Here is a 14,303-nt window from a genome sequence, read left to right on the forward strand (position 1 = left end):
GCGATTCAGGGCACAAGATTCACCAGTTTCCCTGGCACAACAATCACGCGGCGGGGTGCCTGCCCCTCAAGCCACTTCTCGGCCACATCACTGGCTAAGGCCAATGTCTCGAGCGTGTCTTTGTCGGCATCGGCGGGGACCTGGAGGCTTCCCCTCACCTTCCCCTTCACCTGAATCACAAGTTCAATCGTGTCCTGAACCAGAGCATTTGGATCATGCATCGGCCAGGCTTGTTGATGGACGCTGCCAGCCCCGTCGAGGCGATGCCAGAACTCCTCGGCCAAGTGCGGTGCAAACGGTGCCAACAATCGAATCAGGACTGACAGGGCCTCTTCGCGTATCGGTGGCTGAACAGTCTGAAGCTTGCCGCTTAGGGCATTCGACAATTTCATCAATTCCGAAATGGCCGTGTTGAATTGAAACTCTCCAGTGAGGTCGTCTCCAATGGCTTCAATAGCGGTGTGAACAGCACGACGCATGGTCTGATCGCTTTCACCGAGATCATCTGGAATCACACTGCCATTCTGGTTAGCAAGGCTGACATGCTGATCACCCTCAGCCGCAGCTGATTCAATCAAGCGCCAGAGCCTCTGGAGAAAACGGAACTGCCCTTCAACATCGGCGTCATCCCATTCCAGATCTTTCTCTGGAGGTGCCTTAAAGAGAATGAACATCCGTGCCGTATCGGCGCCATAGCGGTCAATTACAGAGGCGGGATCAACACCGTTGTACTTCGATTTCGACATCTTCTCGAACAACACCTCGAGCACTCCACCGTCCTCAGGGTCCCGCGGGTCACCTTCATCTGCGACGAGGTTGGGAGCGACATAGCGTCCGGTTCGAGGGTTTCGATAGGTCACTCCCTGCACCATGCCCTGGGTGAGGAGGCGTTCAAACGGTTCATCAATCGTCAGTAAACCTCGATCCCGCAATGCCTTGGTAAAGAAGCGGGCATAGAGGAGGTGAAGGATCGCGTGTTCGATGCCGCCGACGTATTGCTTGACGGGGAGCCAACGTTGGATTGCCTCAGATGAGAAAGGCTGATGGTTGTTGGAGGGATCCGCGAAACGTAGGAAGTACCAAGACGAACACATGAAGGTATCCATGGTGTCCGTTTCTCTACGCGCAGGCTTTCCGCAACGTGGGCAGGGCACATTCACCCAGTCCTCAAGTTGAGACAGGGGTGACCCCCCGCGCCCTGAAAGATCGACGCCCTTTGGGAGCGAGACCGGTAAATCTTCACGCGGTACAGGAACTGCTCCACAGCTTTCACAGTGGATCACTGGGATTGGACATCCCCAATAACGTTGTCTTGAGATCAGCCAATCCCTTAGCCGATACTGCACTTTTGGCGTCGCCCAACCTTCTTCTCTGCCCTTCGTGACAATGGCTTCCTTGGCATCTTCGGATGCAAGACCATTGAACGCACCGGAATGAATCAAGACTCCTGGTTCCGTCCAGGCCTGTCCGTCATTGAGATGCTCATCAGCTCCAGGCACTTGGATGACCACACGGAGCGGAAGCTCATGGCGGCGGGCAAAGAGGAAATCTCGCTGGTCATGGGCAGGCACGCCCATCACGGCACCAGTGCCGTACTCGGCGAGAACATAATCAGCAATCCACACGGGTAGACGCTCTCCATTGGCAGGGTTGATCACCTCCGCACCGATTGGGATCCCGCGTTTGGGCTGATCTTCAGCTGTGCGATCCTCGCTGCTGAGAGTGCTCATCAGATCGCGGAACGCGGTGACTTCATCACGGTGTTCAGCTGAAGTGATGGTTTCGACCAGAGGATGTTCCGGGGCGAGAACGAGGTAACTGGCACCAAACAACGTGTCTGGTCGGGTTGTGAAGACTGTGATGCTCGGCTCAACAGAGCTTTCTTCTGGTGTTGAGCTCTGATCGTGAAGCGAGAAACGAATTTCGGCGCCTTTGGATCGGCCAATCCAGTTGGCCTGCATCGTGCGAACACGCTCTGGCCAACCCTTCAGAAGCGCAAGGTCATCCAGCAGCGCATCGGCGTAATCGGTGATCTTCAAAAACCATTGACGCAAGAGCCTTTGTTCCACGACGGCCCCTGAGCGCCATGACTTGCCGTCGGCATCCACTTGCTCGTTAGCCAGCACGGTTTGATCGATGGGATCCCAGTTGACCTGTGCTTCTTTCTGGTAGGCCAGATCGCCATCAAGTAGCTCCAGGAAGAGCCATTGGGTCCAGCGGTAATAGTCCTCATGGCAGGTGGCCTGCTCCCGGCTCCAATCGATCGATAAGCCGAGTCGGGCCAGTTGGTCTTTCATCTGGTCGATATTGCGATCGGTCCAGATGCCTGGATCAATCTCCCGTTCAATGGCCGCGTTTTCTGCCGGCAGGCCAAACGCGTCCCAACCCATGGGATGGAGTACGGCATCCCCGCGCATCCGCTGCACCCGCGCGATCACGTCAGTGATGACGTAATTGCGCACGTGACCCATGTGCAGGCTCCCTGATGGATAAGGGAACATCGAGAGGGCATAGAACGGTGCCCGGTCGTCATCTAGGGGCGGAGTGACATCCAGATTGATATCACTCCAATGGTTTTGCCAGCGCTGCTCAGTCGCGAGAGGGTCGTAACGACGTTGGCCGTTGTTGGATTCAGGCAGGTTGGTTGTCGACTCGGTGCTCACGGGCAGGCTTCACCTGGAAGCGATCGTGCCACAGCCGTGCTTCTTGAGCGGCCTTGGCTGTTCGTTCACCCCAGTGGCCTAATCAATGTGAGAGACCGGCGAGTGATCAGGATTGGCTCACTGGCATCGGAACGAAGCACAGCAAGAAATTCCGGATCCTGCCAGAGCAGGACACCTTCATGACTGCTGCCATTCAGGAGTTCAATCCGAAGCAGACGTTGCTCTCTGGTCCATGCCTGTAGCTGACGCACACCCGGCAGACTGGGATCAAAATGGGTGCTATTCATCGCAATCACGGAGGCAGGAATGACGATATTGAAGTTATGAACTGAGTCTAGATGCAAATTCTAAACGAGAGCTAGAACGATAAAAATCAACCCATCTGTTGATTGTATAAGTGCTTGTCAGATTTGGATTAATCTCTGGCCATTTGCTCGCACCTAGAACCCAAGTAAATGGCTGATTTGGCTGATGATGGAAGCAGTGGATCAAGCTTAGTTTCTCTTTGTCATTAGTGAATGAGATGAGGTGGGCCTTGATCACTGCTGAAATCTTGTTCAAAGCAGGTAGGACATCACCCACTTCTGGGTTAATCCTGACGATCCGAATGCCAGCCGAAGGAGATGACAGGTAAGGGGCTTGATCCACGAGGCATTGGAGGGCAGACCAAGATTTGAGCAAGATGTTGACGAGATGATTGCAGCGATCACAACCGCCTGTTCGAATCAGGCTGGAATCACAGTGACATGAGCTTCTAAACTTTGTTGATCCAAGCCAATCAGTCAGTCAGGTGCGGTAAGGCAGTGGGCATAACGTCTCGCTGAGATTCCAGACCAAGACAGGAGATGAAGGGAATGCTCTCATTCAGCAAATATCAGGGTCTCGGCAACGATTTCGTAGTGTTGGAGGGGCGCCAAGGGCAGCTTGATGCCACGATCACAGACCCAGATCCTCAATGGGTTCGCAGAATCTGCGACAGACGTTTCGGTGTGGGAGCAGACGGAATCATCTTGGCGCTTCCTGGCGAAGGGGATGCCGAGCTGCGGATGCGCATCTTCAACGCCGATGGCAGTGAGGCGGAAATGTGCGGTAACGGGATCCGTTGTCTGGCTCGCTTTCTTGCCGATAGCGATGGAGATGAGCCAGGTCGTTCCTGGTCGATCCTGACACCTGCAGGGCTGATCGTTCCAGTGCTCCAGGGCGATGGCCAGATTCGAGTCGACATGGGGCCCCCGGTGCTTGACCCTGCCCAGGTCCCCACAACGCTGGGGGTCGGGGAACAGGGGCTTCCTCAAGGCCTGATTGAGTGCCATGGCGCCTCACTTTCTGTGGCGTCGGTCGGTATGGGGAATCCCCACGTCGTTGTCCCCGTCGAGGATCTGGCCACGATCCCCTTTGATCAGTGGGGCGCAGCGCTTGAGCAAGACCCCTGCTTTCCTGCCAAAACGAATGTGCATTTCCTCCAGGTGCACGGCCCCGCATCGCTAGAAATCCGCGTCTGGGAGCGAGGGGCCGGACCGACGCTTGCCTGTGGCACAGGCGCTTGCGCCACCCTGGTGGCGGCCTATTTGCTCGGCTTGAGTGAGGACAGCGCTGAGGTGCTGCTGCCTGGCGGTCCCTTGCAGATCAGCTGGCCGAATGGCGAGGGATCGGTGTTCATGACGGGACCCGCTGAGGCTGTGTTTGATGGGGTTCTGATTCCTGAACTGGTTCCATATGCACTAGAGCCCCTCATCGCCGAACCTGAACCTCAGAGACCAAATCAATCCGATCCCAGGCCTGAAGCGGAGATGCCATCGCCATCAAAGCCAAGCTTTGATTGTTCTCATGACTGTAAAGATGCCTGTCAGCGACCTGATAATTGCCTCCAGGCTGAAGCACAACAACAGGTGCAATCCCTTCTGGATTCGATGTCGCTCGACGCCATGATTGACTTGGCTAGCGATACCCTCGAACAGCGCACTCGTTCTCGCCTCGACCGCCATCAAGGTGGCTAGTGCTTCCGAGGACATTTATCTCGACAGCTGTGCCACATCACCGCCGAGATCGGGAGTGGTGGAGGCGATGAGTGAGGTTCAGACGATGGCTTGGGGCAACCCTTCAAGTCTTCATCGCCAGGGTTTGGCCGCAGCAGAAGTGCTTGAACGCTGCCGTTGGCGAATCGCATCGCAGTTGAACAGTGAGATCGAGGATGTGGTCTTCACGAGCGGTGCAACAGAATCGGTTCATCTGGCCTTGCTCGGCTTTGCAGAGACACTGTCACCTGGCCGTTTGGTGATCAGTGCTGTTGAACATCCTGCTGTGATTGCAGCGGCCAAAGGCCTTGAACGTCTCGGCTGGGATCTGGCTTATTGGCCAGTGGATCGTTACGGAATGATCGACATGGACCAGCTGGATCGCATGCTGGCCCCGCCCACAAGACTGGTGTCATTAATCTGGGGCCAAAGCGAAGTTGGCACCCTTCAACCGATTGAAACGGTTGGTCGTGCCTGCGCTGAGCGAGGCATACCGATCCATACGGATGCGACGCAGGTCTTGAGTCAGGGAAGGCCTGACTGGCAATCATTGCCCGTTGATTTGCTCAGTGCTTCGGCCCACAAATTCGGAGGCCCAAAAGGGATCGGCGTGCTGTTGGCACGAGCACAGTGTCGCCATCGCCTCCGGCCACGACAGGGTGGCGGTGGGCAAGAACACCAACTAAGGGCTGGAACTGAGTCTGTGGCGCTGTTGGCTGGGATGGCCACAGCGATCGAACAGTTGCCGCCATGGTTGTCTCCACCAGCTGTAAGAGCCGAGACCTCTTGTCACCAGATCAGTGATTTACGCGATCAATTGCTGGATGCATTACTCGAGGATCCCCGTCTCAGGCTCACCGGCGACCGCAGGCGAAGACTGCCTCATCACATCTCCTTGCTGGTCTTCGACCACCGAGAACGGCCTTTACCTGGTCGAGCCATCGTTCGTGCCCTCAGTCAACGGGGCATTGCTGTCAGTAGTGGGAGCGCCTGCTCGTCAGGAAAGGACAGTGGCAGTTCCGTGTTAGCGGCGATGGGATTTGGACCCGATTTGCAGCGTGCAGGGCTTCGCCTCAGTCTCGGTTCCTGGATTCATCAGCAACACTTGCCTCGTATTACTTCAGCCCTCATCGAGGCGCTTAATGAGGTCTCGGCTCAGATCTGAGAGGACTAAGACCGCGTTACCCTCCTGGCATTCTCATGAGTGACGTGAGCGCTTCCTTGCCTGCAGATCTGAAAGCTGCTGAAGCCGATGCCCTTGAGGCTCTCTTGCAGGCTCTTCGGAATGGAGAAGGCCTTCGCTGGTCGGTGACCTGGCGTTTCGAAGGGCTGAGAGTGATGCCGGTGGGGATCAGGTTCATGCACGCTCTGCGCGATGCAGGGCTGGATCCTTTGATCGCATGGTCGGACGCAGGTTCAGCTGCTCTGGCGCAGCGCGATGCCCCCGAACTGGCTGATGTGTGCTGTTCGTTGAACGATCTCAAACGAGGAAAGTTTGCTGATGGGCGCGAGCGTTGTCTGCTGGCAATGGCCCCACAGCCAAGTGATTACGAAGAGTTTGAAAGCGTCTGTGACCTCTGGTCAGGCCCGGTGGTGATGCTGAATGGTCGCCTGGAGGATGCTGCCGTGGGAATTGGCAATGTGGCAAGAACGCGACGCAAAGGCTTCGTCTCAACTTGGCAGGTTGCTTATTGGCTACAACCGCTAGCCCAGGGAGCTCTTCAACGTCAGTGGCCTGATGCGTGGTGGGTTTTCCGCAAAGATGCCGATGGTCATCGTGGCGTGACAAGTTTCGAGGTTCGTCCGGAACCGGAAGCGATCGAAGCTGCCCTCTATGGCGATAACGCGGAACTGCAACGACAGATGGGAGCCATGGATCGTTTCCTCAACGACCTGAGCAACTGAACTGCATCGCTCCGATGACGTCCTGTTGTTGGAACTGTTCAAGCTCCTTAAATTGACAGCTCTGAGGGCTGGCTGATGGCAGGTGAGAACAGAAGCAGAGCTGTGTCTTGGATCGATGCCGTCGCAGCAACGGTGGCACTCATCGCCCTCGCCGGTGTCATTTGGAGCCCGAAGCTGAGTAACTCCGTTGCGCGTGCCACCGGGTCGATCAAATCTGTCCAGGTCAGCGTGGACGTGCGCGGGTTGCCCACTGCTGATAAAGCGAAGCTGATCTCGGATGCCTTAGCGCATGGAACCACCAGTCTTGTGATCCGCAATCAACCTGCCGGTTCGCTCACATTGGTGGAGATACAAGACATCTCAAGCAAGCTCAACGCCCTGCTCCCAGACGGCACTGTGATCGAAGTGCCAGATCCGAATCGTGAGCTGCAAGGGATCCTGGAGGCAAGATTTGTGCTGGAAGGTGAAGCCACCGTTTCCGACTCAGGAATCGTCATGGCAGGCACAAAACTGAAGATCGGCTCTCCGGTTGAACTCGAGGGTCCGCGGTATCGCATCAACGGAAGTGTGAGTGGTTTGGAGATGGAGTCATGACCATCACCCAAGGGTCGATTGCAGCAATCTTGCTCACCTCCCTGGCCGCCCCTGCATGGGGTGAGTCTGAACTGAGTGCATACCTCTCGGAGACCACAGACCAACAGCCGAGGATCCCGTTGTTGGCACCACCGCCGCCCTCAAGCAATCAAGCTCTTCCCCTTCTCCAGAAGGGCAAGACCTGCAAGCCATTACAAACGGCCCTCAGCCGGCACGTTGGTTCTTCCAATCGTGCGTGGAGTATCAGTGTTGTTGATCCAACAGGCTCCCTGATCGGTGATGTGAATGGCAGTCGTTCGCTTGTGCCTGCCTCGAACCAGAAACTGATCACCACGGCCTTCGCCCTCGACAGGCTTGGGGCAGACTTCCGGCTGAAAACTCGCCTGCTACGTCGTCCTGATGGAGTGATGGAGATCGAGGGCCAAGGCGATCCGGATTTAGGGCTGGCAGGGGTCCAACGTTTTGCCATGGCAGCCCTTGGTCACGGTGGAGCCCGCACCAATCCTGCTGGAACAGTTCAGTTGATGTTGCGGGAGGAACCACGTCAGCGCTGGTGGCCCACTGACTGGCATCCGGCAGATCGTGCTGAGGCCTATGGCGCTCCAATCACACGACTTGCACTCACGAGTAATGCTCTCGGACGTGCAATCAGTAATCCATCTGCACGGTTCCAAACCCTGATGCAGCGTGAGATCGAGCGTCAGGGCGGTCAGGTGCGCATGCAGATGCTGAAGGCAGAGGAACCCAATGCAACAAGGTTCAAGCACGGTCAGTCCGATCGTCAGCGACGCGTCGTACTCCACGAAGAAACATCAGCACCGATGCATGCTTTGCTCAGCCTGGCCAATACAGAAAGCCATAACTTCACCGCGGAAGTATTGCTTCGCCAGGCTGCTGATCGTTGGGACGTCAAACAAGCTTCCCATCAAGCGATGCGTTGGATGCGATCTCAGAATTTGCCGGTCTCGGGACTGACGATTGCCGATGGCAGCGGCCTTTCACGGGGAAATCGGGTCACGAGTCGCACTTTGGCGGCGCTCCTACTGCGCATGAATCAACATCCACTCAGCGCCTACTACACAGCCTCAATGGCGATTGCAGGACAGCGAGGCACACTGAGGAACTATTTCCGAGGGAGCAGCCTTGAAGGCCGATTCCATGGGAAAACAGGAACATTGACAGGGGTTCGATCCGTCAGTGGAATTCTGCAGACGAACGATGGTCCTCGCTTTGTGAGCATGATCTCGAACGGAGCTCCGAACCCGAACAGCACAATCGGACGGATACTCCGTTCGGTGCAGAGCTTCAGCCCGTGCCCTTCATCGATCTGATTCGTGATGCGGCGCGACGGGCCCGAGAGATTGGTACAGCTTCGTGACCGCTCCGATCTGATGCGGGGCCTCTCTGACCGCTCTCCGGATGAATGGTCTGGATCTTCACTAATTCTTGGCGTCCAGCCAAGACAACTTGGGCCATTTCCTTGAGTCGATTCTCAAGTTCTCCCAGGGTTTGTTCGGCGTAACGATTGGCGCCGTCCTGCACTGAGACCGCTTCCTGACGGGTCCTCTGAATCAGGCTTTCGCACTGCTGCTGGGTTTGTTGCCTGTATTGAAGAGCCTCTTGATGGAGGCGCTCTGATTCAGCCTGAGCCTCTTTCTGAACTCTCAACCCCTCATGCCGAACTTGTTCAAGTTCCTGCAAGGCCTGTTGGCGATTTCGATCATGCTGCTCAGCAAGCTGCCGTTTCAACTCAATCGCCTCTTGATCGAGCTGCTGACGCCGCTGTAGTGCCTCTTGCTCCAATTGCTGACGGCGTGTGGCGAATTGCTGCTCGAGCTGAGAGAGCTTGGTCTGCATTTCATGCTCGATCTGGGCTGATTGCTGACGGGTCGTCTGCAGCAACTGTTCGCATTGTTGACGGGTTTGCTCACGCAGTTCGTTGACCTGTCTCTCTGCTTCCTGACGGATCGAGGCGGCATTGACGAGTTGCTCACGCTGTTGCTGAGCCTTTTGAACGATTTCGTCGGCCTGATGCTTGGCAGTGGAGATGAAATCATCGCGTTTCTGGAGGAGCTGGTCCGCCTGCGTGACCTGGTTGGGCAGGGTTTCGCGAACCGCATCCAACAGTTCAACGGCATCTTGTTCATTAACGAGCCGCCCACCACTGAAGGGGATGCGGCTGCCCTCGAGCAGAATTTCTTCCAGTTGATCCAACTGGTCAAGAACTGGGAACCGCATCTCGCTCATCACATCCTTGCCGGGAAAGGCAAATTAAAGAGCCTCGCGAGGTCATCCGCCACCACCTCGGGGACCATGTGGCTAACCGGCCCACCAAAACGGGCCACTTCCTTGACGACCGAGCTGCTCAGAAAACTGTGGTGAGCTGACGTCGCGAGGAAAACCGTCTCGAATTCAGCGGACAGGGATCGGTTGGTGTGAGCGATTTGCAATTCATATTCAAAGTCGCTCATGGCCCGAAGGCCACGGAGGATCAAATTCACGCCCTGCTCGCGAGCGCACTGGACCGTGAGGCCATCAAAACTGATCACCTCGACTCCGTTCAGATGGTTTGTGGCGGTGCGGATTTGGTTCAACCGTCGTTCCAGGGAAAAGGCTGGTGTTTTGCCAGGGTTCTGCAGGACTGCCACGACCACGTCACCAAACAGACTGCAGCCACGTTCGATCAAATCCAGGTGCCCGAGTGTGAGGGGATCGAAGCTGCCGGGATAAAGAGCCCTCATGGCCTGTCTTGAGCTGGATCGATCCTATGCAGCGAGGCATGTCTAGATTCTCGCCATTGCTTGACGATCAACGATGACCCTCAATGCCGACGCCAAGAAGGTGCTGCTGCGCAAGATCCCTCACGGACTGTTTATCTGCGGTGTGCGCGAAGGTGACCAAGTGAATGGGTTTACAGCCAGCTGGGTGACCCAAGGATCTTTCGACCCCCCCTTGGTGGTGATGGCTGTGCGTAGCGACAGCACCAGCCACGGGATGATTGAGCGCAGCACTCGCTTCTCCCTCAATGTTCTCAGGGCGGATCAGAAGGATTTGGCAGCTGTATTTTTTAAGCCACAAGCAGGGGTAGGAGGTCGATTCGATGCAGCTCCCTATGACGAAGGCCCGCTTGGGCTGCCGCTCCTCAAAGATGCCGTAGGTGGTATGGAGTGCGAACTTGTCGGATCCGTTGCTCATGGTGACCACACCGTTTTCGTCGGAGAAGTCAAAACGGCCACGCTGATTGCAGACGGCGAGGCCCTCAACCTTGCCTCCACTGGTTGGAACTACGGAGGATGAACGTTCTCTGCAACCGTGGCTGCGACTGAAACGCTGCTGACTCATCCAGAGCGCCTCGAGCGAAGGCTGAAGGAGATCCCTCCGGAGCCCGGCTGTTATCTGATGCGTGATCGAGAGGACCGCATCCTGTACGTGGGCAAGTCCAAAAGCTTGCGCAGTCGGGTTCGTAGTTACTTCCGTCATCGCAACGATCTATCACCAAGAATCCGCCTGATGACCCGTCAGGTCTGTGAGATCGAATTCATCGTGACCGATAGCGAGGCTGAGGCGCTGGTTCTTGAATCGAACTTGATCAAGAATCATCAGCCGCATTTCAACGTGCTCCTCAAGGATGACAAAAAATACCCTTACCTTTGCATTACATGGAGTGAGCCCTATCCGCGGATATTTATCACAAGGCGACGTCGCTTCCGCAGTCCTCTAGATCGTTTTTACGGACCTTATGTTGATGTTGGCCTACTGCGCCGCACCCTTTTTCTTGTCAAAAGGGTCTTTCCGTTACGCCAACGTCCTCGACCGTTGTATGCGGATCGCACTTGCTTAAATTATTCAATCGGCCGGTGTCCAGGGGTCTGCCAGCAGAAGGTTAGTTCTGATGATTACCACCACACCTTAAGGAAGGTGGCGATGGTTTTTCAGGGGCGTAGCGATGAGTTGCAGACTCTGCTTTCTGAACAGATGACGCGCTATGCGGAGCGACTTGATTACGAGTCGGCAGCAAAGATTAGAGATCAATTGCAAGGGTTGGATCAGCTTACGGCCGATCAAAAAATGAGTTTGCCCGATTCATCGGTGAGCCGAGATGTTCTAGCCTTGGCCAGCGACGACCGTGTTGCCTCGGTTCAGTTATTTCAGATGAGAGCAGGCAAGCTTGTTGGTCGTCTTGCTTATACCGCCGACGCTCAGGATCTGGAACCAGGCCAGGTTCTTCAGAGGGTGATTGAGGAGCATTACAGCCAGGTTGAAGCTGTGGAAGTTCCTCCTGAATTGCTGGTGCAACACCCGATCCCTCAGCATCAGCTCATGGAGGAATGGCTGGCAGAACAACGGGAACGAAAAGTGGTGATTCAATGTCCTCAGCGTCGTCAGAAAGCAGATCTAATTGAGCTTGTGCAGCGCAATGCCGAATTCGAACTTCTCCGTGCTCAACAAGGCCAAGAGCAGCAGGCCATGGCGACGGAAGACCTTGCGCAGTTGTTGGAACTCCAAACACCTCCAAGGCGAATCGAGGGCTACGACATCAGTCATATCCAAGGCAGTGATGCTGTCGCATCGCAGGTGGTGTTCATCGATGGTCTTCCCGCCAAACAGCATTACCGCAAGTACAAAATCTGCAGCAGCAGTATTCGCGCTGGACACAGTGATGACTTCATGGCGATGGCTGAGATCATGCGCCGTCGATTCCGTCGCTGGGCCCGGGTCAAAGCTGAAGGTGGGGACCTCACCGCCCTTCGTAAGACAGGAGGAAGTGCTCTCCAGACTGATGGGCTCAACGACTGGCCCGATGTCGTCATGATTGATGGGGGCAAGGGTCAGCTTTCAGCTGTGATGGAGGCTCTGCGGGAACTCGATCTGGTTGAGGATCTACACGTGTGCTCCTTAGCCAAGCAGCGGGAGGAAATCTTCTTGCCCGGAGAGAGTGAACCTTTGGAGAGTGAGCCTGACCAGCTCGGTGTGGCCTTGCTCAGACGTTTACGGGATGAGGCGCACCGTTTTGCCGTCAGCTTTCATCGCCAGCAAAGGGGCCAGAGGATGAAACGATCACGCCTCTCGGATATTCCAGGGCTTGGTCCGAAACGAATCCGCGAACTGCTTTCACACTTTCAGTCCATCGACGCCATCCAGCTGGCGAGCTTGGAACAGTTGACGGCAGCACCTGGCGTTGGACCTGGAATGGCAGAGCAGATCAGGGCTTATTTTCACCCTGATCATTCCGATGACAATTTGCCTGAGCAGCACTCTGATCCCTCCCCTAATGCTTGATAGAGGCTTAAAGCACCACCATGGATTCAGCCTCAGACGCTGCTTTAGGGCTCTATTGCTGGTGATCTTTGGCATGTTGCTTGTTTGGCCATCCGAGGCTTTCGCCGCTCCAGGTTTATGCACCGGTCCGGTCTGCGCTGACGCGATCACAAGGAGTGCGAAAAACCATTGGCAATTGCTTTTGCGCCTGGAAGATCAACAGGGGCATCGTGAAAAGGTTGTGATGGACTGCAAGGCAGGGGAGCTCAGTCCAATGGCAGGTCTCGTCGACCGCGGTTATGCCCGTGCTCTTGGCCTCAGACTGTGCCGATACGTGGCCTAATTCACTCAGTATCGACGCGGGAAGTATGGACATCACACTGATCTATCCACACCAATTGTTCTACGAACACCCTTCGGTCCGAAAAGGACGTGCCGTCGCTCTGATTGAGGACCCACTCCTTTTTGGAACCGATCCCAGCTCGCCAATGCGCATCCACCGCCAGCGGGCACTGTTGCACCGTGCCTCGATGGAGTCCTATGCGGAAGATCTACGAGGCCAGGGCTTCGAAGTGATCGTTCAGCGCCACCATCTGGCGAGGCAGACCAGCGGTCATCTACGGATTCTCTGGAACAAGGGTTATCGCTCGTTTTATATGGCCGATCCGGTGGATCATCGCCTGGAACAAGGAATTAAAAAGACAATCAGAGAATTTGGCGGGAACCTTGAGCAGGCTGAGACGCCAATGCTATTAACGCCCGAATCAGTGTTGAACGATCACTTCCACCAGGGTCGGAAACCGTTGATGGCTGGTTTTTATGCCATGCAACGCAAACGCATGAATGTTTTGCTCACACCTGAAGGCAAACCCCTCGGTGGTCAGTGGAGTTTTGATGCTGACAACCGCAAGCGATTACCGAAGGGAATCTGTGTTCCGAAGGAACCCCATTGCGATCACAATCATCAGCTTGGCGATAGTCTCAGGCAGCTGGAGAATGAAGGCTTAACACTTGTTGGATTCGCCGATCGCTTCACCTATCCAATTAATCACAGCCAAGCGGCTGCTTGGCTGGATCATTTTCTAGACGAACGCTTTTACCACTTCGGTGACTATGAGGATGCCATTAGCAGTCAACACCGAGTGCTTTGGCATGGGGTACTCACACCGATGCTCAACATCGGTCTGCTAACACCAAGACAAGTGCTAAAGCGAGCACTGGAGGTCGCTGAGGTTAGGGCCATCCCTCTTAATTCGTTGGAGGGATTTGTCCGTCAAATCATTGGTTGGCGTGAGTTCATTGCCGCGATGTATCGCCAGCATTCTGATCGAATGCGCGACACGAACTTCTGGAATTGTGACCAGAAGCCGATCCCGAGCGCATTTAGCAAAGGAACCACCGGAATAGCTCCAATCGATGATGCCATTCATCATGCTCTTGACACCGGCTGGTGCCATCACATTGAGCGTTTGATGTTGATTGGAAACATCATGTTTCTGTGCAGCTTTCACCCTGATCGTGTTTATCAATGGTTTATGGAGATGTTCGTGGATGCCTATGACTGGGTCATGGTTCCAAATGTGTACGGGATGAGTCAGTTCGCTGATGGAGGCCTGTTCACAACAAAGCCCTATCTCTCAGGTTCGAACTATGTGCGCAAGATGTCCAACTACGCCAAGGGACCCTGGTGTGAGATTTGGGATGGGTTGTTTTGGAGTTTCGTTGCACGGCATCAGCAATTTTTCCGCGGTCAACACCGCTTAGCGATGATGGCCCGAAACCTTGATCGGATGGCCCCCGACACTCTGAAGAGCCATCAACAACGGGCATCACAGTTTCTTGACGAGTTGAGCTGAGTGGTCTCTAA

13 protein-coding genes are annotated in these 14,303 nt (G+C 55.3%); 9 read left to right on the top strand and 4 right to left on the bottom strand.

The window, feature by feature from the left end; all coding sequences use genetic code 11:
- Positions 1 to 5 precede the first annotated feature (5 nt).
- On the bottom strand, positions 6 to 2,663 hold the full coding sequence (gene leuS, locus DXY16_RS13050) for a leucine--tRNA ligase (RefSeq protein ID WP_115121581.1): 2,658 nt from the start codon (positions 2,661 to 2,663) through the stop codon (positions 6 to 8).
- 65 nt (positions 2,664 to 2,728) lie between these two features.
- Positions 2,729 to 2,950: a hypothetical protein gene (locus DXY16_RS13055; RefSeq protein ID WP_115121582.1), complete on the bottom strand. Its 222-nt coding sequence runs from the start codon at positions 2,948 to 2,950 to the stop codon at positions 2,729 to 2,731.
- A 567-nt stretch (positions 2,951 to 3,517) separates the two neighbouring features.
- Here DXY16_RS13055 and dapF point away from each other — a divergent pair.
- From dapF to dacB, 5 genes are all read left to right on the top strand, one after another.
- The gene (gene dapF, locus DXY16_RS13060; protein ID WP_115121583.1) at positions 3,518 to 4,660 is read left to right on the top strand and encodes a diaminopimelate epimerase; all 1,143 of its coding nucleotides are present in this window, start codon (positions 3,518 to 3,520) and stop codon (positions 4,658 to 4,660) included.
- Entirely contained in the window at positions 4,653 to 5,843 is a 1,191-nt protein-coding gene (locus tag DXY16_RS13065; RefSeq protein ID WP_115121584.1) for a cysteine desulfurase family protein, read from the top strand. Before dapF ends, DXY16_RS13065 begins: the two co-directional genes overlap by 8 nt.
- Positions 5,844 to 5,878: 35 nt before the next feature.
- Positions 5,879 to 6,583, top strand: a complete 705-nt coding sequence (locus DXY16_RS13070; RefSeq protein WP_115121585.1) for a DUF1995 family protein — start codon at positions 5,879 to 5,881, stop codon at positions 6,581 to 6,583.
- A 75-nt stretch (positions 6,584 to 6,658) separates the two neighbouring features.
- Positions 6,659 to 7,177 (top strand): DUF4330 domain-containing protein, encoded by a 519-nt coding sequence (locus tag DXY16_RS13075; RefSeq protein ID WP_115121586.1) that lies wholly within the window; start codon positions 6,659 to 6,661, stop codon positions 7,175 to 7,177.
- The gene (gene dacB, locus DXY16_RS13080; RefSeq protein ID WP_115121587.1) at positions 7,174 to 8,508 is read left to right on the top strand and encodes a D-alanyl-D-alanine carboxypeptidase/D-alanyl-D-alanine-endopeptidase; all 1,335 of its coding nucleotides are present in this window, start codon (positions 7,174 to 7,176) and stop codon (positions 8,506 to 8,508) included. Before DXY16_RS13075 ends, dacB begins: the two co-directional genes overlap by 4 nt.
- Here the strand turns inward: dacB and DXY16_RS13085 are convergent.
- Both DXY16_RS13085 and coaD read right to left on the bottom strand, forming a co-directional pair.
- A complete protein-coding gene (locus DXY16_RS13085) occupies positions 8,483 to 9,424 on the bottom strand; it encodes a hypothetical protein (protein ID WP_115121588.1) in 942 nt (313 codons plus the stop codon). The two genes, dacB and DXY16_RS13085, sit on opposite strands and share 26 nt — an antisense overlap.
- The gene (gene coaD / locus DXY16_RS13090) at positions 9,424 to 9,918 is read right to left on the bottom strand and encodes a pantetheine-phosphate adenylyltransferase (RefSeq protein ID WP_115121589.1); all 495 of its coding nucleotides are present in this window, start codon (positions 9,916 to 9,918) and stop codon (positions 9,424 to 9,426) included. The genes DXY16_RS13085 and coaD overlap by 1 nt, the downstream gene beginning before the upstream one ends.
- A gap of 73 nt (positions 9,919 to 9,991) precedes the next feature.
- Between coaD and DXY16_RS13095 the strand changes: the two genes are divergently transcribed.
- From DXY16_RS13095 to DXY16_RS13110, 4 genes are all read left to right on the top strand, one after another.
- Entirely contained in the window at positions 9,992 to 10,474 is a 483-nt protein-coding gene (locus DXY16_RS13095) for a flavin reductase family protein (RefSeq protein WP_115121590.1), read from the top strand.
- A 15-nt stretch (positions 10,475 to 10,489) separates the two neighbouring features.
- Positions 10,490 to 12,457, top strand: a complete 1,968-nt coding sequence (gene uvrC / locus DXY16_RS13100) for an excinuclease ABC subunit UvrC (RefSeq protein ID WP_115121591.1) — start codon at positions 10,490 to 10,492, stop codon at positions 12,455 to 12,457.
- A gap of 73 nt (positions 12,458 to 12,530) precedes the next feature.
- Positions 12,531 to 12,779, top strand: a complete 249-nt coding sequence (locus DXY16_RS13105; protein ID WP_115121778.1) for a hypothetical protein — start codon at positions 12,531 to 12,533, stop codon at positions 12,777 to 12,779.
- Positions 12,780 to 12,804: 25 nt separating this feature from the next.
- Complete coding sequence (locus DXY16_RS13110; protein ID WP_115121592.1) at positions 12,805 to 14,292, top strand: cryptochrome/photolyase family protein; 1,488 nt, start codon at positions 12,805 to 12,807, stop codon at positions 14,290 to 14,292.
- Positions 14,293 to 14,303: the final 11 nt, after the last annotated feature.

Origin of the sequence: Synechococcus sp. UW105, assembly GCF_900473935.1 — a bacterium.
Classification (GTDB): Bacteria; Cyanobacteriota; Cyanobacteriia; order PCC-6307; family Cyanobiaceae; genus Synechococcus_C.

What these genes read in the sequence shown, in the direction of transcription:
- DXY16_RS13070 (WP_115121585.1), top strand. Translation starts at nt 5,879, where the DNA reads ATGAGTGACGTGAGCGCTTCCTTGCCTGCAGATCTGAAAGCTGCTGAA.
- DXY16_RS13095 (WP_115121590.1), top strand. Translation starts at nt 9,992, where the DNA reads ATGACCCTCAATGCCGACGCCAAGAAGGTGCTGCTGCGCAAGATCCCT.
- coaD (WP_115121589.1), bottom strand. Translation starts at nt 9,918, where the DNA reads ATGAGGGCTCTTTATCCCGGCAGCTTCGATCCCCTCACACTCGGGCAC.
- DXY16_RS13085 (WP_115121588.1), bottom strand. Translation starts at nt 9,424, where the DNA reads ATGAGCGAGATGCGGTTCCCAGTTCTTGACCAGTTGGATCAACTGGAA.
- dacB (WP_115121587.1), top strand. Translation starts at nt 7,174, where the DNA reads ATGACCATCACCCAAGGGTCGATTGCAGCAATCTTGCTCACCTCCCTG.
- DXY16_RS13075 (WP_115121586.1), top strand. Translation starts at nt 6,659, where the DNA reads ATGGCAGGTGAGAACAGAAGCAGAGCTGTGTCTTGGATCGATGCCGTC.
- DXY16_RS13105 (WP_115121778.1), top strand. Translation starts at nt 12,531, where the DNA reads ATGTTGCTTGTTTGGCCATCCGAGGCTTTCGCCGCTCCAGGTTTATGC.
- DXY16_RS13055 (WP_115121582.1), bottom strand. Translation starts at nt 2,950, where the DNA reads ATGAATAGCACCCATTTTGATCCCAGTCTGCCGGGTGTGCGTCAGCTA.
- dapF (WP_115121583.1), top strand. Translation starts at nt 3,518, where the DNA reads ATGCTCTCATTCAGCAAATATCAGGGTCTCGGCAACGATTTCGTAGTG.
- DXY16_RS13110 (WP_115121592.1), top strand. Translation starts at nt 12,805, where the DNA reads ATGGACATCACACTGATCTATCCACACCAATTGTTCTACGAACACCCT.